Consider the following 26,157-nt stretch of genomic DNA (forward strand, 5'->3'; position numbering starts at 1 on the left):
TGGGAGGTACCGATATGAAAAAAATAGTGGTATGGGCACTGACAGTAGCCATAATGATGAGTACCATGAACATAAGTTATGCCAATATCCAGTTGCCTGTAGAGCGACTTAATATTGATAATATCTTTTTTGTGGTTGGTGAAAACATCATTACAGGGGATCCGATTATTAATCCAACCATGAACATCAGTTGGGAAGATCCGGATGAATGGGCAGATGGTGATATTGTTCATACGCCTGAATTTTATGAAGTCATAGTTAAAAATATAACCTTAGGAACCAGCACCACCATTCGTGTGAATGCCGGATCTCAGGAATTTATTAACAAGACGATGGAGGTTCACAACAAGATGAATCTTCAGACAGGCTGTTTTTATGAGATCAACATTCAACCCTATCATTATCATATTGTTGATAACAACGGTACGGACGTTTATGTCCTAGCGCCTTTAGCCCAAGCACCTGTTAAAGCTTATGGGATTACTGACATGCAAGTTGACTTTGAGAGCAATGAAGATTCTATACAAGTCATCTGGGATGACTTAGGTTTACCTGAGTTTCAGTACCGTATAGTATATGCAATAGGGGATTATTCCAGTCGTACCAAGCAAGAACTGTTAAATAACAAAGAAGGGGAAATAACCGGTTTATCCATTGATAGGGACGATGTAACCTCTTTCTACGATCCTGTAGCAAGACGACAAAAATTATCTTATACCATTAGTAATAACATTTATCCGGGACAAGTTTATTCAGTTATGGTTGAACCGATGGTAGATTATTATAATGGTGATACCATTGTCAGAAACCGTAATTTCCCACTTATTAAGAGTCTATCCACGAATGTAGAACTTTCTTTGGTGGAAGATGGGGATTACTTACGTCTCCAATGGGAGATTCCGGCCAGCTTCAGAGTAGGACAAGCACAAGAAGAGTATGCTCTCGTTGAGGCAGTCCTCATGGAATATCAAGGTGGTAGAGGGCGTAATTTGGTCATTTTTGATGGCGAGGCAGCTTCCATCGGTTACTACCGATTACAAAAACCCATTATCGAAACTGAATATGAATTGAAACTTACTTATAAGGCAGTGGCAGATGCATCAAAACCTCCAATAGAGCCCATTTCCAATCGTCTACGTTATGTACCTTCAGAATTTTTAATCAAGCCGACAAAACCCTATGTCCCAAGTGTGATATCACCGAGTATCATACAAGATCTGAAGCAAGGCAATACATTGGATCAGATTAGGACCATATTATCAGACAAATACTTGATACCCGGTTATAGCTATACAGGCAGTGTGGATGATCTTATCAGTCAGAACGTTACCTATCATGTTGATGCTTACAACACAGCCATTAACTTTACTTGGGGCGCGTTTCAAAGAATCGATGTCAATCCGGCATCCGGTACCTATGGTGAAAATATTTACGATACCAATGTGTATTATGATATCTGGGTGACAGACGAACTCAGTACGATGGCATATGCAACACCAATCGTGAATGAAGTACGTTATAATTCACCAACAGACAACCATGTACTCCTTAATTCAGAAAACCAAATCATCGGCTTTAGAGAGCCACTTAATTTTTATTATGATACGAGTCAAAACGAGATTATTGAAATCAAACCTAACGAAATATACTATATTAAGGTGCAGGCGAAAAAAATAACATCTCAAGGCACCTTGGTTTCTGACCCTACGATTACGGCCATTTATTATACCTATGGTGGAGATGCTTTTGAACCACCTACCATAGCTAAGCCACCACTTAAGGTCAAGGACAGTGAAACCACACAGACAGGAATAACCTTAAATTGGAAAGAATCCTGGTATGAAGTCATTGGGAAAAATGTTGATGTGGACAACCCTCTTAATACTTGGCAGCATCAAGTATGGGTAGAAGCCGATGGTAGCATTCATACCACACCTAAAACAGGCGCTGAGTATTTTCCTGTATACTTGGGCAACGAAGAAATAGTGAAGCTACAAGACTATCTTGACGGCATTGCAGGGCTAGATCCAATCGAGCTTATTCAAAGGAAGGTAGACCTTGGTACCGATGACTTTGGTGTTTCAGACGTTAAATATAAGTTTATAAAAATACCCTATCAACAAGTTTTAGAAACCATCACAACCAGACAAAATGTGAATCCGACATTTACTTTTGAAGATTACTATAACGAACTGATAGAAAATGATAAGGATGGGAGCGTGCCATTATCATGGACCGATATCGTACCTTATTCCGATACTACCGACAATACCTATTTGGCCTATAGAGAGAATGGTTTAATGGCGAACACATCATACTTATTCATCTTATATCCATATAGAGAGATGTTTGGTGATGCGTTGTTGTATGCCCATTACCCAACCCCTATTGTTGTGTCCACCAACCCTGAAACCGTTATTATTAATCCGGATCCAACAGTACCGTCGGTTTATGTAACCAATTACACTTCTTCCGATATAACAGTTACATGGAAGTACAATTTAGATTTTGAGTATGAGTTGGTATATGGTCGTACCGATGATATTACAAAGGCAAAACCTGTACCGATTACATTACCGACCAATCAATTGAATCCGGCTTACCCACAAGACGGGGCTTACTATGACGTTGTCGTTGATGATTTGTTCCCACTAACCAGTTACTATTTCTGGGTAAGGGCAAAACAGACCAGTAACAGTAAGGTATCACAGTGGAGCAATCCGGTTGTCGGACAAACAAGGGATGCGACTGCACCTGTACCACCAAGAGGTGTTGGTATAGCCCCCAAATCCAGAACAGAAGTCCATGGCTATGATGCCGGTGTAACTGAAAATTATATCATTATAGATTGGCTCAAAGACCTAAATGATATACCACAAAACACAGATCTAAAAGTAAAAACCAACTATACCTATATCATGGAAGTGGCAGACAATCCAAAGTTCATCGACCCAATCTATATTGAAAGCGCTGGTGGAAATGGAGACGTTATACCGGATGATGTAGAGATCCTTGAGAAGAATTTGGTTAAGATCAATGATTTAATTCCTAATCGTAACTACTACGTACGTATGAAGACGCGCTTAACGATTACAGGTAGTGAACAAGGGCAATTGCTTATAAAAGAATCACCATCTTATACCATACCCATTAGGGTCATCACTTTAGCATCCGGGACTGAATACGATGGTTACATAGACCCCGGGACATCCATATTGCCGACAGAAGATTTTGAAAGGATTTATAATCCGGCTCAAGAAACTTTGGAATACCGCTTTAGAGATGAAGGCACAGATACTTCAGGTGCTGCAGATAATTATGTCAATCAACGTCTGATTTCAAAGTTGATTCGTGATAAGGCATATGAATATGTTATTGATTTGAATCGGTTTGAAGGTAAAAAGATTAGCAGCCGTAAAATCACCATACCTTACACCGTTATGGAGGCCTTCTCCAAGTATCAGATCAAGGTTAAGATAGAAGCCGATGATCTCATTATTGAAATGCCCGCAAAGGCCATTATGGGGATTATTAATAAGCAGGTTGATGCCCATGGTGTAGCGCCACACGTTATTGTGAATATAGAAAATCTAGACCAGGCAGCAACCATCGCTCAGATTCAAGATGTATCTTTAACAACCATAGCCAACCCGAAACAAGTGTCAATGTCCGTTGCAAGTAATAGACAAGTGGATACCGTTCGTTACCTGGATCAACCCATGACGCTTGGACTCAAAACAACATCGGTTTATGATTTAAATCTTTCGGATACGGCATTATATATTAAAGATGCCAATGCGAATTGGTCAAAAACTGACAATGGTCGATATAGCACGGCAACCGGTATGATGTCTTTTGAAACCGCTGATGTCGGTAGTTATGGCCTCTACGCTGTCAGTCGTCCAACCAATATACCCGGAATTCATGTGGCGCCTGCACACTGGTCAGAGCCTTATAGACGTGATGTTTATAGTCGCTATACCATAAATGGTATACAAAATTATGACCCAAATGGGAAAATCAGTGAAAAAAATCTGGTACAAGCGGTTTATGGCTCTGTAACTGATACGGATACGATTGATTTATCTGCATTACTTTCGGATCAAAACATGACAACTTTGCTCCGTTCAGGTATCAAGACGAACGAAAGTCAGACCAAGACAACCGTCACAAGAGAAGAAGCATTGAGTGTATTTGTGCGTGGCTATGAGATTATGAACAATACCGTTATTGAGTTGGATAACACCATCTATAACAGAATTAGAAATGATCGTAACATTAACTCGGCCTACTACACCAATCTAACGAAGGCTGCAACACTTGGTCTCATATCAGATACAAGTACCATAAGACCCAAGGATACCATGACTTATGGTGAGTTCTACGCGATTTGGTCAAGGTCCCTTAGATAATGGGAGGACTTATGTTAGGATTTAAGAGAAGTATTAAGAGAAGTCTCATAGGTATACTTGTAATAGCCATGATTTGGGTGATGCCGGTTATGGGTGTACCTCGAGTAATAAGTGAGGTACAAGTCTTATCCGATCACAGTGCAGGAATTAAACTCATTTGGTCGGATGAAGTTACAAATACGCCCATCGTTATAACATCATGGCGTTTTACAGACAGCCGAACGCTTGAAGTGTATTATAAGTTGGAAAACAAAGAAGGGCAAAACTGGGATGAAAGACAGATCAGTCATCCCACCTATACCTTTCCCATGAAAGTATATGTGTTACATGAAACAACAGGACAATTAGAGATGCCGGACATAGCAACCGGACAGAAATCTTATGAAGCTATTATGAACCTTTATCATAGAGGTATTATTAATGGTTATCCGGATGGTACTTTCAAACCTTTGAATCCTGTTACGAGAGCAGAGTTTTCAAAAATGCTTCTTATGACAGCAGGTTATAATGTGGATACCACCCTACCATCTCATTTTAGTGATGTTGGTCAGGACCATTGGTCCAAAAGCTTTGTCATGACTTTAGCAGCCAGGGGTATCATAGAAGGTAAAGGCAATCAAATTTTTGATCCTCAAGGACATATTACCATGGGTCAATTGCTGACGATTTTAAGTCGAACCTTCAGAACCTATGAAACCAACATGCCTTACCCCTATAGTTTATCAAATCATTGGAGTAATACTTATTTTTTAGATGTGGTGAACCAAGGTCTGATACAACCACAAGACACCTACTATTATCCCTATACACCGGAGCGTAAAGCCACTCGGGAAGACTGTGCCGTTTTACTTTCCAGAGTCTTGGAACAATTACATGATGTTACAAAATAAAGATGGTTACAAAAACAATGACGAAATCTAAGCTATAATTTCCGGATGGTTAGATCACTACCAAGATAATCTTGAAGCGTATCAAAACCGGATAAATCCATAGTACCACCCTTCTTAGAATCTGCTTTGATACCACGTATCAGCAGATTCTTTGGCGTATGGGTCATATCAATAAACTCAAGAATCTGTACCTCATAACCATTAGCTTTTAACCAATTGGCACGCATAGCGTCCGTGAACAGGGCAGCCACTCTTTCTTTGATGATACCATAAGACAATAAATCTTTTAGAGGTTCTATATGTATTTGTTGATTAAGTTCATGTTGACAACAGGGCACGGATAGAATAACTTGGGCATTCCAGTCTACGGCCTTTTTAAGCGCCAGGTCTGTTGCTGTATTACAAGCATGTAGTGTGACCATCATATCGATGTCATGACTGGACTCATAATCAACAATATCCCCCTGCTCGAAACGAAGATGATCATAGTGACATGCCCTTGCCAGAGTATTACAATCTTCTATGACTTTTTCCTTTAGATCTAGGCCGATGATATCAACAGATTTACCTTTAATGGCGGTGAGATAATGGTATAGTGCAAAAGTTAGATAGGACTTACCACAACCAAAATCAATAATTTTAATACGTTCTTTATGGTCTAAGACATAGAGCACATCCTCAACCATCTCAAGAAAACGGTTAATCTGCCTGAACTTGTCATATTTCTTTTTATGGACTTGACCGGCCTCAGTCATGACCCCTAATTTTATCAAATAGGGGATTGGTATGCCCTCAGGAAGCAGATATTTTTTCTGGCGGTCGTGGCTCAAATCGGGTTCTTTTTCAAAACTTGACTGAGATTTCTTTAAGGTCATATGCCCCTTTTTATTGATAAGAGCATGCCAAGTCAAATCACTTGAAAAACCATCTATTTGTTTGAAAAGATTCTGATCCAAATACCCATTAAGCACGATTAAAGCATCTTCAAAACCATAGTTTTTGTGAAATACCTGAGTAGCAGAGTAGGATTGGAATTGGAATAACAACTGGTCGCTTTTTAAATAAGGTTTTATGACGACTTTTTTGATAGGGTGTTTTTTGAGTCTTGGGTGGCTAATGATGATCTGATGTAGTTTCACGTTGAATTGCTTCTCTATAAAATCTCTATACATAATGGACCTCCTAGTATTAATTTCCTAGATACAAGATTTGTAAACATAATTCCCCAGTATACCAGCTTTTAGCTCTATTATAGTCTAGTAATTCGGTGCTGGCAATGTGGCAGATTGATGGCAAGGTGAGGTCATTGTGATGACAGTTTGTTAAAATGGTTGATTTATACTAGGAATTCCGATAAAATAGAGTAGCTAGTCAAGAAAATGAAGGCCAAAAATAGGTAAACAAGGAGCTTAAAATGAAAAAAATTGTGTCATTAATTGTAGCAAGTATATTAATATTAAGTCTAATGACGGCTTGTACGTCAGAGGATTCAGTCATGACGGTCAATGGGGAGTCTGTACCGGTTGGTGAAGCTATATTTGTTTTGAGAGAATTAGAAGCAATGTATGAGTCTCAATATGGGCCAACTGTATGGGAGCAAGGTTTTGAAGGCAAGACATTTGACGAGATTGCCAAAGAAGCGGCGCTAGACTCTTTATCAAGACTGCACATATCTGCTTTAATTGCTAAGGAACGTGGTATTGAATTAACAGAGGAAGAAATGACGGTTATCGATACGAGAATGGATGAATATCTCGTTACAAAATCAGAAGAAGTCTTAAAAGAAGATGGTATCAGTTTAGAGAACGTTAAGACAATTTTTGTCAATAACGCATTAGGTGAAAAATTAATGGATTTGGAACTTGAAGATTTTACGGTCAATGAAGAAGAACTTACCTTAAGTTTACAAGGTGATGTTTCTTACCAACAGATCTTAAAGTATGGGTATGATGGTGTTTTGGAGCAAGTTCAAGCACAGCATATTTTAATTGCCAGCAAAAATGAAGATGGAACAGAAAAAGAAGGGGCATTAGAATTGGCCAATGAAGTCTTAGCCAAAGTCAATGCAGGTGAAGATTTTACAGAGCTTGTAGAAATGTATTCTGAAGACCCAGGAAAAGTAGAAAATGACGGTATTTATACCTTCTATCAAGGTGAGATGGTACCTGAATTCGATGCGGCGGCGTTTTCAATGGAAAATGGGGAGATTAGTGACTTGGTTGCCAGCGACTTCGGTTATCATATCATTAAGAAAATGGACCACATATACCCATCAGAAGAAGAAATAATGAGTGTTAAAGAATACGAAGGCTATATTAAAGATCAATACGCCAGAAATCAGAAGCAAGGTGAATTTGATCAACTTTTTGAAGTCTGGAAAGAAGACTACAAGGTAGAAACCAACCAGAAAGTATGGGATAAGGTTGTTACCACCAACCAAAAGTAAAACCGCAGTCTTCCTACCGTAATAAAACTGTAATATAATATAAGTTGACAATTATATTATAAGGAATTATACTAAGTAAGAATTGTTAATAAGTCAAAATTAAGTTTCACTAAATTTACAGATAACATATAGATTACGTTGGTACATTCGTAACTATATATTATATGCAAAAGTTCAACTATATAGTTTTGACATCTTAACAAATAATTAAATATTAAAGGCAACGTAACTTAACTAAAAAATAAGAAAGAAAAGGAGGTAGAATTCATGAAAACTTTAAAGAGCACACCGAAAAAAGACAACAGAATAATATTTAGACCCTACCTCACTTTTACGAGCATCTCGTGATATTGTCATAAGACAATGAACAAGATTGCCAAGTTACGACCAATAGGTTGTACGATGCAATCAACAAGATGAATCATAGATAATGAGCCATGGGCCTATAACCCATGGCTTTTTCATTTTTAAATGAAAAACAAACGCAAGGAAGCAATAGGTCATCAGTAGACCTATACCCATTAGCGATAAAAAAGCCATGGTATCTAACGAGATACTATGGCTTTTTTATATATAAAAAGCAACCCCATGAATAAGCAAGCAGTTTTTTTAAGGCATTATAACCGCAAGAAATACATAAGGTTATGAGCCAAGAGGAGGAAGAACCATGAAACATGATATTCAGAGTTATTGTAAGACAGAAGGCATGAACAGTACCCACTTGATGTATGAAATCGATCAAGCAAACCGAAATGACAGAAAAGAAAAAGTTAGAATCCTACTTATGAAGATTTCCAAAGTCTTTGGACACATTTTCAAACAACCAAGTAAAGATTTAACAAAAAGCTTAAGGAGAAAAGAAAATGAAAACTATGAGCGTGTTTAGAATCTAAGAACATTTTTAGCAATTAAGTAGCGATTAAGTCCTAAGGACTTGATATAAAGAGGTGAGGCATATGAAAAGAACAATCAAATATATGATAAAATATTGGCACTTTTACCTTATAGGTACATTGACGATGGTATTAGCCATAGCACTTGATATGAACAGCCCTATCATCACAGGAAGAATCATTGACGAAGTCATTATAGGCGGTGAAGTATCCATGTTTCAGACATTGATACTTCTACTCCTAATGATTAGTCTGGGACGTGCTTTCTTTGGCTATTTTAAGGAATTAACCTTTGACATTGCCGGTGCGAATATTATCAAAGCACTTAGGAAAGATCTATTTGATCACATACAAAGTCTTTCACAGAACTTTTTTGAAGAAAAAAACACCGGAGAACTTATGTCAAGACTCAAAGATGATGGCGATAAAATATGGCATGGAATCTCTTTTGGTATTATGTTGGTCGTTGAGATGCTGATTGTACTTGTGGTAGCTTGCATACTGATGTTGAACATAAGTGTCAAACTGTCTTTAATCACTTTTATCGGTTTGCCATTTATTGGCTACTTCGCCTACAAACTAGAGCGAGAGATAGACGGTGTTTATGAGAAAATCAGTGAAAAAAATGCAGAGCTAAACACAACCGCTCAAGAGAACATAGCAGGTGTTCGTCTGGTAAAAGCGTTTGCCAGAGAAAAACATGAAATAAAGAAATTTCTAAGCCAGAATAAAGCCTATTATGATTTGAACATGGATTATGCTAAAAGCATGAGCAGAAGATTCCCGAACATTCAATTTATATCAGATATCATACCTATTTTGGTAGTGGTACTTGGAGGTGTTTTTGTCATCGATGAAACACTCACGGTTGGAACCTTGGCAAAATTCATGGGCTATTCCTACATGATTGTATGGCCAATGCGTATGATTGGTTGGATTAGCAGTATTATGGCTGAAGCATTCAGTGCGATGAAGCAGATTGATAAAGTATTTGATCAACAACCAGAGATTACAGACAGTCCGGAGGCCATATCAGTAGAACATTGCTTAGGTACCATTACCTTTGACCATGTTCACCTGTCTTTTAAAGATCAGGAAGTTTTAAAAGACATCAACTTCACAGTAAAGCCGGGGCAGACCTTGGCCATTATGGGGACAACCGGTTCTGGTAAGACCTCCATCATCAACCTACTGGAGCGGTTTTATGAACCTAGCAAAGGTCAGGTCAAGTTAGATGGCAGAGACATCAGGGGGCTTACCTTAGAAAGCTTGAGAAGTAAGATTGCAGTTGTGATGCAGGAAGTATTCTTGTTTTCGGATTCAATACTTAACAACATCCATTTTGGTAGCAAGAAGTTTTTAGCTATGGATAACATTATGGCATCAGCCAGTGCGGCAGAGGCTCATGACTTTATTAACCGGATGGAAGATAGCTATGACACCGTCATAGGTGAAAGAGGTATCGGTTTGTCCGGTGGTCAAAAGCAAAGAATCAGTATAGCAAGAGCTTTTTCAAAAGAAGCTAAGATTCTGGTGATGGATGATGCCACCTCTGCCCTTGACATGGAAACCGAGCATGAGATACAAAAAGAAGTCAATAAATTAAAAGGTGTGACGAAGATTATCGTTGCCCACAGAATATCTGCAGTCAAAGAAGCAGATGAGATTATTATTTTAGACCATGGAGAGATTGTAGAACGAGGTACCCATGCATCATTACTAAAACAAAAAGGTCGATATTTTAATACCTTCAATGAACAATACGAAGGTTATATGGGATAAAAGGGGAGGTGACATCGTGGCGCTAGATAGCATAAGGGAAGATGAACATTCAGAAGAAAGTCTTAAACTAGCAACAATTAAACGGTTATTCGGACGATTGGTAGAATACAAAAAAGAAGTCATCAAGGTATTGATGTTGATGATATTTATTATTGGTGTGAGTGTGGTGAATCCCATATTCATAAAAATAGCCATTGATACATATGTGGTTGCAGGCGATATAAGAGGTCTGCTCATGTTGGCAGGGATTACAATCGTTATCAATTTTTTGAGTAAGATCGCCATCAAATGGCGAATCGTCATTATGTCAAAAGTGGCAAATGATGTCCTTATGAAGATACGCCAGGAGCTCTATACACATATTCAGAAACTATCTTTTAATTTCTTTGATAAAAGACCGGCAGGGAAGATTCTGGCAAGAGTTGTTGGTGATGTTAATTCACTTAAAGATGTATTAATTAATGGTGTTGTAACGTTAATTCCGGATTTTTTACAGATTATGATTACCTTAGTCATCATGTTTTTATTAAACGCCAGATTGGCTATTTCAGCTATTATTTTGCTGCCGTTCTTAATAGGTTTGATGTATATCAGTGAGATTAAAGCTCATAAAAAATGGCGTATTTTCAGGAAGAAAAACTCAACAATGAATGCCTTCATTCATGAAGATTTCTCAGGCATTAAAGTTGTACAAAGCTATACAGCTCAGAAGAAAACCTCAGAAGACTTTGAAGAAATACTTGAGGAACACAAGCAATCCTTTATATCCGCAATTGTCCTCAACGACTTGTTTTGGCCGATTGTGGAAATATCTTGGGGTGCAGGAACAGCCCTTGTTTTCTATATCGGGGTCTCTCTTAGCAGCGCAGGTACTTTAGAAGTAGGTACTTTAATTGCTTTTACAGCTTATATCACCATGTTCTGGAATCCGATTATGAATCTAAGTAATTTTTACAACCAGCTCATTATGAATCTAGCCGGTGCAGAAAGGATCTTTGAGATTATGGATATGGTGCCGGATGTTATGGATGAAACAGAAGCGGTTATAATGCCACCCATAAAAGGCCATGTAGAATTCGAAGACGTTACTTTTGGTTACGAAGAAGAGACCGTGGTACTTAAGAATGTTAGCTTTAAGGTGAAAGCAGGCGAAACCATCGCTATGGTAGGGGCAACCGGAGGCGGAAAGTCCACCATTATTAACTTGATGAGTCGTTTTTACAATATTCAGGAAGGCAGAATTCTTATTGATCGTCTGGATATTGCTAAGGTGAACATAGAAAGTCTAAGAAGTCAGATGGGTATTATGACGCAAGATACTTTTCTATTCTCAGGTTCCATCAAAGAGAACATTCGTTATGGTAAGTTGGATGCAACCGATGAGGAAATAATTGAAGCGGCAAAAAGTGTCAGTGCCCATTCATTTATCATGGCCTGTGAAAATGGCTACGATACCAAACTGAACGAAAGAGGAACAAAACTATCTGTAGGTCAAAGACAACTGATTGCTTTTGCCAGAACCATGTTATCAAGGCCTAAGATCTTAATCTTAGATGAAGCAACCTCCAGCATTGATACCCATACTGAAAAATTGGTGCAAAAAGGGATTGAGGCCTTGTTAGAAGGTCGAACCTCCTTTGTCATTGCGCATAGGTTATCGACTATAAAAAATGCAGATCGTATCTTCGTTGTTGATAACCAAGGGATATTAGAATCGGGCAGCCATGATCAACTGTTGCAGGAAGAGGGCATTTATTACAATCTTTATATGTCACAATTTAAGGCAGGCGCTTAAGTGATAATACCACTTTTACAGTATCATCCGTTTCCAATTCTTAGGTATTATGGTATAGTAAAATCAGATTAAACAAAGGGGACAAAACATGAAAGACCATATATTTATATCTGATTTTGACGGAACCATAACGCTCAAAGATTTTTATTGGATCATCATTGACGATTATATTGGTGAGAAAGGTAGAGACCATTATTTAGCATGGAAGAAAAAAGAAAAAATTGGCCTAACCTTTCTCAACAAAATATTTACGTGGCATAAATTTACCCAAGCAGACCATGATACAGTCTTGTCCAAAGTGGTCATTGATCCAACATTTAAGAGGCTGGATACTTGGACACAGGACCATAACATGGACCTTATGGTACTTAGTGCAGGTTTTAGATATTACATTGATTACGCCATGGACCTTGCAGCCTTGTCTCATATACCCATTATTACCAATGAAGGTAGTTTCATTAACGGTCATTTTAAGATGCAAGCCAATGAAAAGTCTTGGTTCTACCATAAAGTCTATGGTGTGGATAAAGAGAAAGTGGTCCTTCACTATAAGAAAAAATACAAAAAGGTTTATTTTGCTGGTGATTCTGAGCCGGATTATAAAGCAGCACTTTCAGCAGATATTCGCTTTGCCAAGGGAGAATTATTAGAGCTTCTAAAAGCCGGCGGACATACCTATTATCCTTTTGAAACATTTGCAGATATCATAGATATACTTGAGTCATTGGAACAATAGAATCTTAGTGTAAGACGAGGGAGATCAATTATGGATCATTTAACAGAAACCTTTTTAGAACATTTTAACCAACTAGAATCCGCTTTGAAAGCAAAGCTAAGAAAAAATAACCATGTGCCTTACAGTGTATTGGTTCATGAAGCAAGTCTGAAAGATGTTTTTATTAGGAAGCACAAGTCCATATTGAACAGTTTAGGTGACCTAAGAAATGTACTGGTACATGGAGAAGGTAATGATATCATTGCTATTCCCTCTGAAGCGGCCGTAAATACCTTGATTGCTATCGTGGAGAAATACGCCAGTCCCATTCCACTGTATAATATGATTAATCATAAAGTCATAAGAACACAATCCGATAGGAGTTTAGCAGATGCGTTGATTCTAATGAGGAAACATGATTATACCAAGATTCCTGTTTACAAGGGACAAACTTACTTGGGATTACTGAGTGGCAATATTGTAGCAAGATGGATGGCTTCCAATATTGGTGCAGATGGAGAAATCACAGAAAGTTTGAAAAATGTCACTTTAGAAAATTTACTCACCCGATATGAAAAAACCGATACAGTGGTTTTCATACCCAAAGACATGGAAATATTTGATTTTATAAAGTTAAGCCGTAAGCAGAAAAGCAAGCTGAGTCTCTACATCATGACCCAAAGTGGCGACCGAAATGAAAAACCACTGGGCATCATAACAGCCTATGATTACCCAAGATTATTACGTGAACTGGAACTATAAAGTCATGGATTGGAGCCCGGTATGAAGATATCTCTTATAAGTGTCGGTAAAATCAAAGAAAAATATCTAAAAGATGCAATAAGTGAATATACCAAAAGATTATCCGCCTATTGTAGCCTTGTTTTTATAGAAGTAGCCGATGAAAAAGCACCGGAGACCTTAAGCAACAAAGAAGCCATACAGATCAAAGAGAAAGAAGGGGAGAAAATTCTTTCAAAGATCAAAGAAGGCCAATACGTCTTCGCTCTTGACCTTAGTGGTAAGCAAAGAACTTCAGAAGCCTTTGCCAAAGAATTAGACCAGCTGCAGATCTATGGTAACAGCGATCTGGTCTTCGTCATTGGTGGAAGCCTGGGCCTAAGTCAAGAGGTTATAAACAGATCCAATACCCAGATATCCTTCTCCAAGATGACCTTTCCCCATCAATTGATGAAAGTCATCCTATTAGAACAGATCTATCGAGGGTATAAGATTATAAGGAATGAGCCTTATCATAAATGACTGTGATTTTTCTATTATCGATTATTATAGATTGTCAGTATTCTTACAGTATATAAATGTTCAAAAATACAAAGTTTATAAACGATTGTTTATAAGAATAGGGGGAATACATATGTCAGGAAAAATTTTAGATGCTTTAGTTGCTAAAAATGAATTTCCAATTCTATTTATAGGGTCAGGGATATCAAAACGTTATCTTAGAGAATATCCAAGTTGGGAAGAGCTACTTAAAAAAGTTTGGTTAAACATTAATGCAGGTCTTGATTTTTATGCTCATATGGGAACAATAAGAAATGAATTAGAGGAGTCTGGGATTACATCCGATATTGAATTTAATGTCTATGTTAAAGTCGCAGAAGAAATAGAACATGACATAAAGGTGAATTTTTTTTCTGAAAAGATGATAATTGATGGGCTTACTCCAGAGATGTCCTATAAAAATAATATCTCACCATTTAAATTTTTGTTATCAAAGATATTTTCTCAAAATGTTTTTTACGAAGGTAATGACGAGGAATTAGTTTCATTTCAGGGGATGTTAAATAAATCACAAATAATCTTAACAACAAACTATGATTCTTTGATCGAGGAAAAATATAATGAGAAAAGTCATTATAATTTGAAAACATTTATAGGACAAAAAGGTTTTTTCGAGCAAACTCCAGGATATGCAGAATTGTATAAAGTTCATGGCTGTTGTACGGATAGTTCTTCAATTGTTATTACAGAAAGTGATTATAAGAAATTTGATGAGGATTCAATTCTTATTAGCGCAAAGATAATATCTACATTACTTCATTCGCCAATAATTTTTTTAGGCTATTCTTTAACGGATAGAAATATTAGGAAGGTAATAAGAGATTTTGTAAGTTCTTTGGGCGTGACAGAAAAAGTCACTCTAGAGAAAAGACTAATTGTTATTGAATGGCAAAAAGGAAATAGTACATTGATTGAAGAGGTTGTGCATGATAATGATTTGGGATGCAGAATGACTGTAATACGCACTGATAATTACAAATTCATTTATGACAAAATTTCTAAGATAAATCAAGGTGTGGCACCATCTGAGATACGAAGATATCATCATGTTATCAAGCAGCTAATAATTGACCGAGGTATTAGCGGGACTCTGGATACTGTGTTACTATCGCCGTCTGACCTTGATGATATTGAGGAATTAATTGGAAACAAAAATCTCGTTGTTGCAGTAGGTGATAAAGCGGTCATATTCCAAATGCCAACTATACGCCAGTATGTAAAGGAATACTTTGGGGATATAAAAAGCAGACAAAATTCTGAAACTATGATGCGGTATATTTCAACTCAAGGAGCAAAAGCAAGACTACCATTTATGAAGTACTTAAGTGATGAAGCCATTGACAATAGTGGATTAACTTCAGATGAAAAAAGAAGACTTAAAATTAGGTTTAAGGAGCAAACAAAAATTGGCAATCATTTGGAAACAATATTATCCAGTTATTGTTGTACTTATGATACCCTTGAAAAAATAAAAAAATTGAATCTTAGTAGAGAAAGTGAGATGGATTTAGTTTCGTTTAATTATGAATGTATCCCATCAAATGAATTGCTAGCTTATGTGATGGATAAGCTTGAGCTCTATGAAAAAGAAGGATTAACAAAACTAAGTACTCAATTCAGAAGATTGTCACTTGTTCTGGACTTAAAATTACATAATGAAGAGATTTATTAGACTTCTAAAAGTGAAGTACATAATTTAAAACATATGACTATCTGCCTATATTTTAATGTGTGATAAATTTAGTTGTTAGACAATTTAAAAAAATGACAGAATCAACTTTTTATTTTATTCGTGAAGTGATTTGACATCAATAAAAGTCATAATAATGATTTTAAGATAGGGGGATATTATGTTTATCACTTTTGATGGTCCAAATGGAGCTGGAAAATCAACAGTTATTGAAGAACTAGCTAAGTACTTAGCTTTCAAAGAAAAACAAGTTTATATTACCAAAGAGCCAACAGAGACGGAAATTGGAAAGTATATTCGCGAGTCCGAAGAAAAATACGCATCATATACACTTGCTAATTTGGTTGCTGCAGACAGACACAATCATATAAAGAAAGAGATTGTTCCATATATTAATAAGGGGCATATAGTTTTGTGTGATAGATATATTCCATCTTCGTTGATATTACAAGTTTTAGATGGTCTGAGTATGAGCGAGGTGATGAGCATAAATACTGGTTTTTTGAAGCCGGATTTATCTGTAATTGTTTATGCAAATGAAAGCACAATTAGTGAAAGGCTATCTGATAGGTCAACTTTAACGAGATTCGAAAGAGATTTTAGTAGTGAAAGAGAAATTGAGTTATCATTTAAGGCGGGAAAATACCTTGAGGAATTAGGTTACAAAATAGAATATATAGACACTGATGAGTCCCTAGTAAAAAACATAGAAAAGCTAGGAGATATGATAATGGTAGCGGTTAGTTAATCAATGGGGAGAGTGTGAAATGAAAGTCGTGTTAATTAATTCGCCAATATTTGACCGATTAGAAACGGACATGGCAGGTAATGAGTATTTACCACCGTTTGGTCTTGGCTATTTGGCGACAAAAATTCTAGAAAATAATTGGGATGTAATAATTTTAGATGTAATTCAGTTAGGTTTAAATATAACTCAAGTCATTCAGAGGCTATATGAAATACAGCCAGACGTTATAGGTATTAATATTTTTTCTGTTAATATTCCCATTGTCAAAATTATATTGGAATCCTATCTTTTGAAGGCAAGGCTAATTGTAGGAGGTCAGTGCACAAAATTCATTTATGATAAAATCGTCAAATGGAATATTAATAATGACCTAGTCGTGATAATTGGGGAAGGCGATTTAATTATTTGTGATGTGATTGAAGACAAGGTTTCAGAGCCCCCCATATATGAATGTGATACTCGTAAAGTATACCAAGTTGATATCTCATCAAAATATTTTTCAGAGGACATAAATAATTTGACTTTAAATAGAGGCTTACTTAATGAAAATTATGTGGTAAACTACTATGGTTTGAATGAAAGAGCAATAATAACATCAAGAGGTTGCATTTACAACTGTGCTTTTTGCGGAGCGGCAAAAAAATTAAATCAAAACAGTAAAATAAGGCTAAAAAATAAGATAAATATTATTGCAGAGATTAGTGACCTACTTCAAGAAAACCCGACAATCCAATGCATTAGAATCTTGGATGACTTGTTTTTGAGAAGTTCACAATCTATACTAGGTGCTATTGAGATATTCAATCATTTTAATGTGTCTTGGAGAGCCATGGCACATATCAAGACGTTTCAAAACACATCAGAAGAATTGTTTATTCAAATGAAGAATAGTGGTTGTAAGGAATTATTTATTGGAATTGAATCAGGATCAGATAAAATCAGGCATATGATTAATAAATCAGGAACAGTAGATGAAATAAAGAATACCACAAGAAAAATATTGAAAAGTGGAATTGACATTAAAGGATATTTTATATTTGGCTTTCCTCTGGAATCCAAGAGTGATATGGAAATGAGTCTTAATGTTGCGACATCAATATACGAGTGTTCACAAAATTCAGATGGAAATTTCAGAACAAGTGTTTTTCAATTTAGGCCATACCATGGAACGGCATTATTTAATGAATTTGTTGAACCAGAATTAGAGTTGGAATATCAAGAAAATCAGATTTTATCAACATTGGTTGATAGAGGACATTTTAATATTCAGACTAAAAACTACAGTCAATGTGACGATAAAGTATTATATGAGTTTATTTGCAAAACGAGTAAGCTAGGAGGACATTATGATTAATGAGATAATGAACTGCAATAAGTGCAATATGTGTAATAATCAGAGACCTCTTTTAGATAAGGTGGAAAAGTGCGATGTAATGTGGGTAGGTCTTTCTGCTAAACAAGTTGATAATGTCTTAGATGAAGTCCCTTTATCGGTAGCCACTAAATCAGGAAAACTAATTAATGAAATGGAATCTGAAGTACAAGGCTGTAAGTTCTATAAAACTAATGTAGTTAAGTGCTTACCATTAAATAATAATGGTAAGTTAAGATACCCTACTAAGAAGGAGATGGATCTTTGCATTGTTAATCTCAAGAAAGAAATTGAGTTGCTTAAGCCAAAGATTATTATATTGTTAGGCAACAATGTAATTCAGTCAGTTGAAAAAAGCATGAAAGTAACATTTGACAAATTCAATGATTATGAGTACAAACTATATAAGTATGGAGAGTTTAGCTTTTTGCCAATTCACCATCCTTCTTATATTAGTGTCTACAAAAGAAAAAGTAAAGAAATCTATATAGATTCTGTCAAAGAGTTGATTATGTTATCACTATAAAGCCTTTAGATAGGCATAATAAGCGAGTGAGGCTACACTAATGGGGAAAATAGATAATGAAATCGAATTAAAAGTCCTTGATATGTCATGGGACTATTATAAACTTTTAGCACAACAAAGAGTTACACACTTTAATTTATTTATTATTATTATTGGAGCAACAAGTGCAGTTGTAGCAACGCAAATATTCGTCAATCTGAGAGGAAATATGATTGCACTTGCATCAGCAGTAGCTCAACTGTTATTATGTTTTATTTTTTATAAGATTGATATTCGAAACAAATTTCTAATAAAGCATAATGAGCGGATAATAAAAAATTATGAGTCAAGAGTTGAAAAAGGCATTCCCCAAATATTCATCACAGAGGAAAAGAATACTAAAGATATTCGTATGTCTGATAAAGATAAAATATACCTTTTTCGACAGCTTAGTATTTCACAACTTTATAATCTGTTTTTTTCTTTTTTTGCTATTGTTAGTTTGTTTGAAGGTTGTCTTGCGATTTTTTTGATTTTTACAGAATGATGTATAAATAGATTAAGTCGTCATTGAATAAAGACAATAAAGAAGAAACTGGAAGGACAAGGGAAGTATCATGAAAAAACTGTAATATTTTTGGGTCCTGGGCATCAAAGTTAGATGGTGCATCTCTACAAATGGAACTTTTTAGATATTATTTTGAAGTTTATAACTGATGAAAGAATGCAAGTGATATTAATTCCATTGAATATGTTGAAAAGGATAAACTGTAAGAGAGTTCTTGACATGTTTCTTCGGTATTGAATCTTTTGATACGGTTAATCATAATGAATATTCAACTTTGAAGAGGCTTTGGGTATTTTAGATTTGGCTATTATTAATGTAAATAAGTGAAGCTGGCATATAAATACGGAACTCAGCAAATTGAGTTTGAGGTTATTTTCTGTGTTTGTCAACGAAAAAGTGAGCCACTTGATCACCAAATTGTGAGCCACTCTGATCATAAAAAAGTGAACCATGTGATCATGAATTTTTGAGCCACTTAGTTCAATGACTTACTTAATCGATAAGAATCACCATTCATATTTAGTATATGAGCATTAAAGGTTACTCTATCGATCAAAGCATTAGTTAACAATGTATCTGGGAAGAATTCTTCCCACTTTGAGAATTCGAGGTTTGTTGATATAACAACACTTCCTCGTTCAGAACGCTCTGATATTACCTGAAACAATAGTTCTGACTGATACTTATTAAATGATAGATAAGATAACTCATCGAGGATTAATAAATCAATCCTTGATAGCTGACGAATAAACTTACCCAAACGTTGTTCTGATTCTGCTTCAACTAATTCTGTAGCTAAACTGGCCGCAGTTGTAAAGTGAACTTTGAAGCCATTTAAACAGGCCTTTAGACCAAGCGCTATAGACAAATGTGTTTTACCTGTACCAGGATTGCCAATAAGAATGATATTTTCTTTCTTTTTGACGAACTCACAACTGGCTAACTCAAAGATCGTAGATGAATCTACATGTTGTAACCGATTCAATTCAAACTCCTCTAATGATTTTTCGAAAGGAAATTTAGCTTGGCGCTTTAACCTAATCAACTTATTTTCCTTACGATTGCCTGCTTCAACCTTTAGTAGTTGTAGTAAGAATTCCTCATATGTTTGCTGGTTTTCTTTGCTATCTCGAAGCACTTGCTCGTAGGACTGAAACGAAGAAAGTTTCATTGCTTTAGATAAGAGTTTTATTTGTTGGTTGACGATAGAATCCATTAACTATTCACCTCCTGTATCAGCTGATCATAGAGATTTAGCTGTGTTGGGATGACAGTTATGTCAGGCGTTTCTTTTAACCCGTTAGATTCCTTTAAATAGGCTAAAAGAAGTTTCTGACCACCATGTTTACTCGCATACATCTGTAGGACATCCTTTGGAACATATTGTCTTACTGGTGCTGCATTAAAGATGGCTCGTGGTTTTGCTTCTAACAACTTAATATAGTGACCAATGTCATAAGTACGATGATTCTTACCATAGTTGCGTTCATGATTAGCAATCATTTCATTTTTATGGTAAACACGAATCTCACTTGGTCCAGCCTTAAGGCAAACTTCTTTCCCACAATAATCCGTTGGGACAGAGTACTTATTCGTCTGGAAGGTTATAAGTGAATATGCACTGACTTCAGGGTAGAGAAGCTTTTCAGGGCTATAGTGGTACAAAGGCAGTGGCAGTAAAACACGTTTTTCAATGCTGAAGTTTTCACCTACAGTACCGGTTCTGCTAGCAATAGAATGCTCTATGTATCCTTGGCAGTAGCTTTCTAAGGTGGCATTTAATTCGTCTAGTGAATCAACTTTTGGCATTGGAACCATAGCATTTCGCCTAACGTAGCCCACAAGATTTTCAACAAGACCTTTCTCATTACCACTACGTGGATTACAGTAAGTAGCAGCGAACTGATAATGGGCTTTCAACTCACAGTAGCGTTTGGTCTCTTTGGTCACGTATGCACCAAGACCCTCGCTTACAGCCACCTTAGCATTATCAAAGATTGTACGCTTAGGTACGCCACCAAAGAACTTGAATGATGAAATATGAGCGTCTAGAAAGCATTCCTCATTTTCAGCATAGTATGCCTTCACAAAAAAGTGGCCGCTGAAGCATAATCGCATGCAGAAGAATTTCAGTTTCTTACGTTGCCCTTTGATGTAGGCATAGGCACTACCAAAATCAATCTGTGCAGCTTCGCCAGGGTCAAATTCTAAAGGAACAAAGGCTTCTTTAGTCTTATTCCTAAGTTCACGAACAACACGCCGAATGGTTGAGCCACTTCCACTAAAACCAAGCTCGTCTTGTAGTCGTTGATGAATCCTTGTGGCAGTATGCTTTTGCTTTTGAAGGAATGGGTATCATCTTCTTCAAAACACTTAAGAATAAAGTCTTTGACTTCATCTGTAACAACAGGGGTTGATCTTGATGAGTATTCCTTGCGTTCCCATGGAACATGCTCACCGTTACAGTACTTAGAAACCGTGTTTCTTGAGATATCTAGTTTTCTAGAAATTGCTCTTTGGGACATTCCATCATGTAAATGGAGATGTCGAATTTGTTCATAAAGTTCCAAATCTATTTTCACGCCCTTCACACTCCTATACGATAATCTTTTCGTTTATCATACAGGAAATTTTATGAATGGCTCAAAAATTCGTGATCATTATGGTGCTAAATGGCTCACTTTTATATTAGCAAACACATTATTTTCAGAAGGCAAAATGCTGACTATAGAGGTTGAAGCCTCAAGAATACTGTTATTGCCCCAGAAGTAAAACTGTAGACGAGATTCTCAAAACGGTTAAGGTAAAGTACAAGTCAGTAAAAGCATTGGGGAAGTTTACGAAAGACCACCAGGTTTTATTCAAATGAAAGTGCATCATGGCGCTGGTATCAGTTCTGAATTACGAGGTGTGTCATATGATGCATATGAATCACTCTCAGCCATTTTGGAATTTGTTGAAACGGATTTTGCCTGATTATGAAAGTCGAAAAGAGTGGGTTCGGAATAATGGGATTAAGTATGATTTGTAGGGGGGTGAAAATTTGATTGATAATATAAAAATGAAATTTCTAATGTATATTTCATCATTGTGGTTACTGTTTGTGATGCTAATTATTTTATATATTAGTGTTCCGCTTGAATTTGGAGAAAACAGTCACTATGTTGGGACTTGGAACTTAATAAGTACGAACGTGATTCCTTTAGTGAGTATAATGATGCTAGTTGTTAGTTCGTTTTTTGTAACAACATTTAATTATACCGTTTCAAGAGGGATGCAATCGTATTTCAAAATTAAGAGGGTTCAAAACAAGAATTATGAACACCTAACATTTCTAACAACATATATTTTACCTTTGATAGCTTTTAACTTATCTGAGGTTCGATTTGTAATAATGTTGATGTTATTGATTTTTGTTATTGGATTTATTTATGTTAGAACAGATTTGTTTTATGCAAATCCAACGCTTGCTTTACTTGGTTATCAATTATATGAAGCTGATGTAGAGATGAGAGATAATAAAATCTATGAAAATCTGATACTTATTTGTAAAGGGAATATCAGTAAAGAATCAAACTTGGAATACTTAAGAGTTGATGAAAGAATATACTTTGTTAAGGAGAAATGATTATGGCGATGGAATCAAAATCGGTACTTGTTGCAAAACTTAATAAAATTGTGGGACACTCTACAGAAGGTGAATTATATTTTTTACTTGAAGATGAACGGTTGTTAATCAAAAAAGGTGACTTAGATGAACAAACCCAAGCTGTAATGACCAAGGAGTTCATCAATCATACAAAGCAATATTTGAGTCAAGAAGAAATTAGTATAATGGGACTATCCCTAGCGGATGATAGAAAAGATGTACTTTACCATTATGATTATGAAGATAGAATTCCTGAAGTAGACTATATTACAAGTGTTCAGCAAAATGTTCTATCTGACTCGTATAATTTTAAACATGATGATATTTCTAAAATGAAGGGTTATGTTTTCGCATTTGTTGATGAAGATACTCGAATAACGCTTTATAAAGAACATTATCCAATAATGGTAATGAAAAAAGAAGCTGGAGAAACGTTAAAAGACAAAATAAATATCAAATTGACCAATTCAAATAAAATCACAGAAGTTGACGATGACATTTTTAAGTTGAACTTTGATTTTGATTTCATGATTGTTGATGGCGAATTGTATGTCAAGAATTTAAAAAAATTGGAGTCGAAATTTGGATTTATCAAAGTTCTTGAAAAAAAAGCAAATGAAAGTGTCGATACAATTGATTTGCTTGAAATTGTTGAAGATATTTCTTATTTAAGAAATGATATTACAGATGCTTCATTTGCAAGGAAAATTGTAAAAGTAGCTTCGAAATCAATTGTGCTTCAAAAATGCAATAAAGAAGATATCATTAAATTCATTAATGAATCGAACGATATTATAAAAAATAAATTCAAGTTTGATGAGTCAGGCAACCTGCTAGATTTGAAAACTAAAAAAGCAAGAAAGGCATTTATTACTCTTCTTGATGATTCATTTTTATATTCAAAATTAACAGACCATGATTATTTGTCAGGTGCAAAAGATGATTTAAGTTCTCATGAAATATAGGCGTTATAATTATTCTTTTCCCATACCTAGAATTTCTTCAACTGTAAATGTCAAAAATAAATCTAATTGTCTATTGAATTTTTCAGTCTGACGGAAATAAATGAACAACTTGACAATTTTCAAAGCACGTTCATAGTCATTTTCGTATGTTTTCAACTTGGTACGGTGAACCGTATCATAAATGAGGTATAGTATATTGATAAACAGCTGTTTTTCGATGTATTGGAAAGGACGTACTTTTTTTACTCTATTCGCATTTGTAGATTAGACGTTATGCCATAAGTATAGCTTACTGTATTGCCTCTTGAATTTATCAAAAGTAATAGTGATGAAAATATATAATTTTCAGTTGTAAGAAGCGACCATTGATGTCGAAATGGTAAGAACAACGATGAAAGGTCTTAATTAAAAGATCGAAGTTTACAACTATCTAATTTGAAAAACGCATTTAAAGGTTAGACAAAGAATACTAACATAAGTTACGGTAAAATTTCTGGTGGATATTGTATAATTATATTATAAAAGTCGATATATAAATTACGATCCTGTCTTTGACAGTTGTGAAACAGAAAAAGCTTGAAATCCCTTATAAATAGGGGCTTCAAGCTTTTTATATGTCATTAATTTTTGCGTACTTTTTTTTTACTTTTTAGTCTTTTTGTATATATTTTTCATTTCTTTGTCGCTGACAATCTGATAGTCTGTTCTAAATCCATAGGTATCATGTAGTGCATCTGTAAAATCAGTACGTGTATAGGTCGGAATAAAACCCTGTCCAGGAACGCAATAGAAGTTCATATCCTTTAACTGGCCGACGATTTCGTTCGTTGTAAACTGGTTGTCTAGGTCTTTCTCCAGATATCTATATAAAACAAGTGCTAGAAAACAGGTTGTAAAATGCGCTTTTATACGGTCGTCTCTTTGAAGATAAACAGGTCTTGCTTTAAACTCGCTCTTCATAATTCTAAAACATTCTTCAACTTCCCAACGTCGGTGGTTAATTCTAGCTATTTCAGAAGCATCTTCGTCAAGGTTAGTACATACTGCATAGAAGCCGTCATAGATACTTTCCTCAGCAACAGTATTTGAATTAAGATGGTAAAGTGTCTCTTCTGCAACTTCACCATCACTTGTAACATTGGTGGAAGCGATAAATCGTTTATAATCATTTTGTCTTTTCTTACCTATACTTTTTGGGTTAGTGCTAATGAGTTTTGTGGCACGTTCAAGTTGTTTGTTTCTGATCTGACGTTGATAATAACGGTATTTAAGAGAAAAGGTGACAATCAGTTTTGCTCAAGATCATTCTCTTTAATCCATCTCTCTTTATAAAAGGTCATATTCTTATATTGCTCACAAAGACTTTCATTTTCATCAAACAGGTTTAAATCAAAGGTTTCTTTGGAATCATTGTGCCTCCATCCAGTTGGTTCTAAAGCCCACTCTTTTAAAACTGCTTAAGTTTTTGATGGATTGAGTTGTAATAAAAGAACGTCCATTTATATTATTAAACTTCCTATTTGCATTTGAAGATAAGCCGGCATCAGTACATACAACAAACTTGGATAGTTTGAAGTCTTCGATAATTTGCTTTTCTAAAGGCTTTAGAGTCACCTGCTCATTGGTATTGCCACTGTGAATGTTAAAAGCGAGAGGAATACCATCTCCATCCATAAACAAGCCCATTTCTACAATAGGGTTAGGACGGTTTTCTTTGGAGGGTCCATATTGTTTAAGGCCATCTTCTTGTTCAATCTCAAAAAAGTAGTTGGTACAGTCATAATAAAGAATTCGATCATTACGTTTAGAAACTGCTAGACTGTTTTTGTAAAGCTGTGATTGTATGAAATCGGATTCCTTAGCGATAACTTCTAAAGACCTGTAAATGTTCTGTAATTCAAAGTTTGGCTGTTCGAGAAGACGTTTAGAAGATTCAAAGGTGCAAAGCTTGGAAGAAGGAAAAAGAATTCTTCCGTAAATCAAACGAGAGAGAATACCGTTAAGGTCATAGGTGAACTTGTGCCTTGAAGAAATATCGTTACAAATCTTATGAAGCCCTAACTGGTAATAAATCTGTTGAAGAAAAAGATAGCCACCGTTGTAGGAACGTTGAATCTCTTTATCAATAAGCGTGGATTGCCTAAGCTTGATAATAACCTCACGTTTTTGTTCTTTTTCTTGGCGATTAAGATCTTCGATATACTTTTTGGCCCACTCTATGGGATTAGCACCATTTAGCTTTTTTTCTAAATCAGAATATCTGCCAAGTTTTTCGACGGTTCTAGTTTTTTGTTTTCCATCAACATAAATAGTTTCTATGACATATAATAATTGAACATTTTTAGAATTTACAACTTTCAGCCTCATAACAACACCTCCTAATACCCTATATTATATCATAGAACGTAGTAGAACGTAAATGAAA

The 26,157-nt window shown here is 35.7% G+C and carries 22 protein-coding genes and 1 pseudogene; 18 read left to right on the plus strand and 5 right to left on the minus strand.

Going from position 1 to position 26,157, the window contains the following annotated elements:
• Positions 1 to 14: 14 nt before the first annotated feature.
• Positions 15 to 4,412 carry a hypothetical protein gene (locus PATL70BA_RS09420; RefSeq protein WP_125137120.1) on the plus strand — a complete coding sequence of 1,466 codons (4,398 nt, stop codon included), beginning with the start codon at positions 15 to 17 and terminating at the stop codon, positions 4,410 to 4,412.
• An 11-nt stretch (positions 4,413 to 4,423) separates the two neighbouring features.
• Positions 4,424 to 5,302 carry an S-layer homology domain-containing protein gene (locus PATL70BA_RS09425; RefSeq protein WP_172596185.1) on the plus strand — a complete coding sequence of 293 codons (879 nt, stop codon included), beginning with the start codon at positions 4,424 to 4,426 and terminating at the stop codon, positions 5,300 to 5,302.
• A gap of 32 nt (positions 5,303 to 5,334) precedes the next feature.
• On the opposite strand, the gene PATL70BA_RS09430 is transcribed toward PATL70BA_RS09425, so the two are convergent.
• Positions 5,335 to 6,474, minus strand: a complete 1,140-nt coding sequence (locus PATL70BA_RS09430) for a class I SAM-dependent methyltransferase (protein WP_125137122.1) — start codon at positions 6,472 to 6,474, stop codon at positions 5,335 to 5,337.
• Positions 6,475 to 6,716: 242 nt separating this feature from the next.
• Between PATL70BA_RS09430 and PATL70BA_RS09435 the strand changes: the two genes are divergently transcribed.
• The 12 genes from PATL70BA_RS09435 (at position 6,717) to PATL70BA_RS09490 (ending at position 19,097) form a co-directional block, all read left to right on the plus strand.
• The gene (locus tag PATL70BA_RS09435) at positions 6,717 to 7,748 is read left to right on the plus strand and encodes a peptidylprolyl isomerase (protein WP_125137123.1); all 1,032 of its coding nucleotides are present in this window, start codon (positions 6,717 to 6,719) and stop codon (positions 7,746 to 7,748) included.
• Positions 7,749 to 8,415: 667 nt separating this feature from the next.
• A complete protein-coding gene (locus tag PATL70BA_RS09440) occupies positions 8,416 to 8,634 on the plus strand; it encodes a hypothetical protein (RefSeq protein WP_125137124.1) in 219 nt (72 codons plus the stop codon).
• A 70-nt stretch (positions 8,635 to 8,704) separates the two neighbouring features.
• Entirely contained in the window at positions 8,705 to 10,423 is a 1,719-nt protein-coding gene (locus tag PATL70BA_RS09445; protein ID WP_125137125.1) for an ABC transporter ATP-binding protein, read from the plus strand.
• A gap of 16 nt (positions 10,424 to 10,439) precedes the next feature.
• Positions 10,440 to 12,218 carry an ABC transporter ATP-binding protein gene (locus tag PATL70BA_RS09450; RefSeq protein ID WP_125137126.1) on the plus strand — a complete coding sequence of 593 codons (1,779 nt, stop codon included), beginning with the start codon at positions 10,440 to 10,442 and terminating at the stop codon, positions 12,216 to 12,218.
• Between the two features lie 88 nt (positions 12,219 to 12,306).
• Positions 12,307 to 12,954, plus strand: a complete 648-nt coding sequence (locus tag PATL70BA_RS09455; RefSeq protein ID WP_125137127.1) for an MtnX-like HAD-IB family phosphatase — start codon at positions 12,307 to 12,309, stop codon at positions 12,952 to 12,954.
• 30 nt (positions 12,955 to 12,984) lie between these two features.
• Entirely contained in the window at positions 12,985 to 13,695 is a 711-nt protein-coding gene (locus PATL70BA_RS09460) for a CBS domain-containing protein (protein ID WP_125137128.1), read from the plus strand.
• A gap of 21 nt (positions 13,696 to 13,716) precedes the next feature.
• A complete protein-coding gene (gene rlmH / locus PATL70BA_RS09465) occupies positions 13,717 to 14,196 on the plus strand; it encodes a 23S rRNA (pseudouridine(1915)-N(3))-methyltransferase RlmH (protein WP_125137129.1) in 480 nt (159 codons plus the stop codon).
• A gap of 112 nt (positions 14,197 to 14,308) precedes the next feature.
• Complete coding sequence (locus PATL70BA_RS09470; RefSeq protein WP_172596186.1) at positions 14,309 to 15,907, plus strand: SIR2 family protein; 1,599 nt, start codon at positions 14,309 to 14,311, stop codon at positions 15,905 to 15,907.
• A gap of 178 nt (positions 15,908 to 16,085) precedes the next feature.
• The gene (gene tmk / locus PATL70BA_RS09475) at positions 16,086 to 16,673 is read left to right on the plus strand and encodes a dTMP kinase (protein WP_125137131.1); all 588 of its coding nucleotides are present in this window, start codon (positions 16,086 to 16,088) and stop codon (positions 16,671 to 16,673) included.
• Between the two features lie 70 nt (positions 16,674 to 16,743).
• Positions 16,744 to 18,027: a B12-binding domain-containing radical SAM protein gene (locus PATL70BA_RS09480; protein ID WP_172596187.1), complete on the plus strand. Its 1,284-nt coding sequence runs from the start codon at positions 16,744 to 16,746 to the stop codon at positions 18,025 to 18,027.
• The gene (locus PATL70BA_RS09485) at positions 18,020 to 18,571 is read left to right on the plus strand and encodes a uracil-DNA glycosylase family protein (protein ID WP_125137133.1); all 552 of its coding nucleotides are present in this window, start codon (positions 18,020 to 18,022) and stop codon (positions 18,569 to 18,571) included. Before PATL70BA_RS09480 ends, PATL70BA_RS09485 begins: the two co-directional genes overlap by 8 nt.
• A gap of 40 nt (positions 18,572 to 18,611) precedes the next feature.
• On the plus strand, positions 18,612 to 19,097 hold the full coding sequence (locus PATL70BA_RS09490; protein ID WP_125137134.1) for a RipA family octameric membrane protein: 486 nt from the start codon (positions 18,612 to 18,614) through the stop codon (positions 19,095 to 19,097).
• A 496-nt stretch (positions 19,098 to 19,593) separates the two neighbouring features.
• Here PATL70BA_RS09490 and istB read toward each other — a convergent pair whose 3' ends face one another.
• The 3 genes from istB to PATL70BA_RS09505 are packed head-to-tail and all read right to left on the minus strand — an operon-like array spanning position 19,594 to position 21,700.
• The gene (gene istB / locus PATL70BA_RS09495) at positions 19,594 to 20,334 is read right to left on the minus strand and encodes an IS21-like element helper ATPase IstB (protein WP_125136454.1); all 741 of its coding nucleotides are present in this window, start codon (positions 20,332 to 20,334) and stop codon (positions 19,594 to 19,596) included.
• Positions 20,334 to 21,434: an IS21 family transposase gene (istA, locus tag PATL70BA_RS09500; RefSeq protein WP_125137135.1), complete on the minus strand. Its 1,101-nt coding sequence runs from the start codon at positions 21,432 to 21,434 to the stop codon at positions 20,334 to 20,336. Before istA ends, istB begins: the two co-directional genes overlap by 1 nt.
• Positions 21,326 to 21,700 (minus strand): helix-turn-helix domain-containing protein, encoded by a 375-nt coding sequence (locus PATL70BA_RS09505; RefSeq protein ID WP_125137136.1) that lies wholly within the window; start codon positions 21,698 to 21,700, stop codon positions 21,326 to 21,328. Before PATL70BA_RS09505 ends, istA begins: the two co-directional genes overlap by 109 nt.
• A gap of 52 nt (positions 21,701 to 21,752) precedes the next feature.
• On the opposite strand from PATL70BA_RS09505, the gene PATL70BA_RS16285 reads away from it, so the two are divergent.
• The 4 genes from PATL70BA_RS16285 (at position 21,753) to kwaB (ending at position 23,732) form a co-directional block, all read left to right on the plus strand.
• Positions 21,753 to 21,890: a hypothetical protein gene (locus tag PATL70BA_RS16285; protein WP_172596188.1), complete on the plus strand. Its 138-nt coding sequence runs from the start codon at positions 21,753 to 21,755 to the stop codon at positions 21,888 to 21,890.
• A gap of 154 nt (positions 21,891 to 22,044) precedes the next feature.
• Complete coding sequence (locus PATL70BA_RS17135; protein ID WP_408634453.1) at positions 22,045 to 22,149, plus strand: YgjP-like metallopeptidase domain-containing protein; 105 nt, start codon at positions 22,045 to 22,047, stop codon at positions 22,147 to 22,149.
• A gap of 12 nt (positions 22,150 to 22,161) precedes the next feature.
• Positions 22,162 to 22,746 (plus strand): anti-phage protein KwaA, encoded by a 585-nt coding sequence (gene kwaA, locus PATL70BA_RS09515; protein WP_125137138.1) that lies wholly within the window; start codon positions 22,162 to 22,164, stop codon positions 22,744 to 22,746.
• Positions 22,747 to 22,748: 2 nt separating this feature from the next.
• Positions 22,749 to 23,732: an anti-phage protein KwaB gene (gene kwaB / locus PATL70BA_RS09520; protein ID WP_172596189.1), complete on the plus strand. Its 984-nt coding sequence runs from the start codon at positions 22,749 to 22,751 to the stop codon at positions 23,730 to 23,732.
• Positions 23,733 to 24,374: 642 nt separating this feature from the next.
• Here kwaB and PATL70BA_RS17220 read toward each other — a convergent pair.
• A pseudogene (locus tag PATL70BA_RS17220) lies at positions 24,375 to 26,099 on the minus strand (IS1634 family transposase).
• Positions 26,100 to 26,157: the final 58 nt, after the last annotated feature.

This window comes from Petrocella atlantisensis (assembly GCF_900538275.1).
Taxonomy (GTDB): Bacteria; Bacillota; Clostridia; order Lachnospirales; family Vallitaleaceae; genus Petrocella; species Petrocella atlantisensis.

What these genes read in the sequence shown, in the direction of transcription:
- PATL70BA_RS09420 (WP_125137120.1), top strand. Translation starts at nt 15, where the DNA reads ATGAAAAAAATAGTGGTATGGGCACTGACAGTAGCCATAATGATGAGT.
- PATL70BA_RS09425 (WP_172596185.1), top strand. Translation starts at nt 4,424, where the DNA reads ATGTTAGGATTTAAGAGAAGTATTAAGAGAAGTCTCATAGGTATACTT.
- PATL70BA_RS09430 (WP_125137122.1), bottom strand. Translation starts at nt 6,474, where the DNA reads ATGTATAGAGATTTTATAGAGAAGCAATTCAACGTGAAACTACATCAG.
- PATL70BA_RS09435 (WP_125137123.1), top strand. Translation starts at nt 6,717, where the DNA reads ATGAAAAAAATTGTGTCATTAATTGTAGCAAGTATATTAATATTAAGT.
- PATL70BA_RS09440 (WP_125137124.1), top strand. Translation starts at nt 8,416, where the DNA reads ATGAAACATGATATTCAGAGTTATTGTAAGACAGAAGGCATGAACAGT.
- PATL70BA_RS09445 (WP_125137125.1), top strand. Translation starts at nt 8,705, where the DNA reads ATGAAAAGAACAATCAAATATATGATAAAATATTGGCACTTTTACCTT.
- PATL70BA_RS09455 (WP_125137127.1), top strand. Translation starts at nt 12,307, where the DNA reads ATGAAAGACCATATATTTATATCTGATTTTGACGGAACCATAACGCTC.
- PATL70BA_RS09460 (WP_125137128.1), top strand. Translation starts at nt 12,985, where the DNA reads ATGGATCATTTAACAGAAACCTTTTTAGAACATTTTAACCAACTAGAA.
- rlmH (WP_125137129.1), top strand. Translation starts at nt 13,717, where the DNA reads ATGAAGATATCTCTTATAAGTGTCGGTAAAATCAAAGAAAAATATCTA.
- PATL70BA_RS09470 (WP_172596186.1), top strand. Translation starts at nt 14,309, where the DNA reads ATGTCAGGAAAAATTTTAGATGCTTTAGTTGCTAAAAATGAATTTCCA.
- tmk (WP_125137131.1), top strand. Translation starts at nt 16,086, where the DNA reads ATGTTTATCACTTTTGATGGTCCAAATGGAGCTGGAAAATCAACAGTT.
- PATL70BA_RS09480 (WP_172596187.1), top strand. Translation starts at nt 16,744, where the DNA reads ATGGCAGGTAATGAGTATTTACCACCGTTTGGTCTTGGCTATTTGGCG.
- PATL70BA_RS09485 (WP_125137133.1), top strand. Translation starts at nt 18,020, where the DNA reads ATGATTAATGAGATAATGAACTGCAATAAGTGCAATATGTGTAATAAT.
- PATL70BA_RS09490 (WP_125137134.1), top strand. Translation starts at nt 18,612, where the DNA reads ATGGGGAAAATAGATAATGAAATCGAATTAAAAGTCCTTGATATGTCA.
- istB (WP_125136454.1), bottom strand. Translation starts at nt 20,334, where the DNA reads ATGGATTCTATCGTCAACCAACAAATAAAACTCTTATCTAAAGCAATG.
- PATL70BA_RS16285 (WP_172596188.1), top strand. Translation starts at nt 21,753, where the DNA reads ATGAATGGCTCAAAAATTCGTGATCATTATGGTGCTAAATGGCTCACT.
- PATL70BA_RS17135 (WP_408634453.1), top strand. Translation starts at nt 22,045, where the DNA reads ATGAATCACTCTCAGCCATTTTGGAATTTGTTGAAACGGATTTTGCCT.
- kwaB (WP_172596189.1), top strand. Translation starts at nt 22,749, where the DNA reads ATGGCGATGGAATCAAAATCGGTACTTGTTGCAAAACTTAATAAAATT.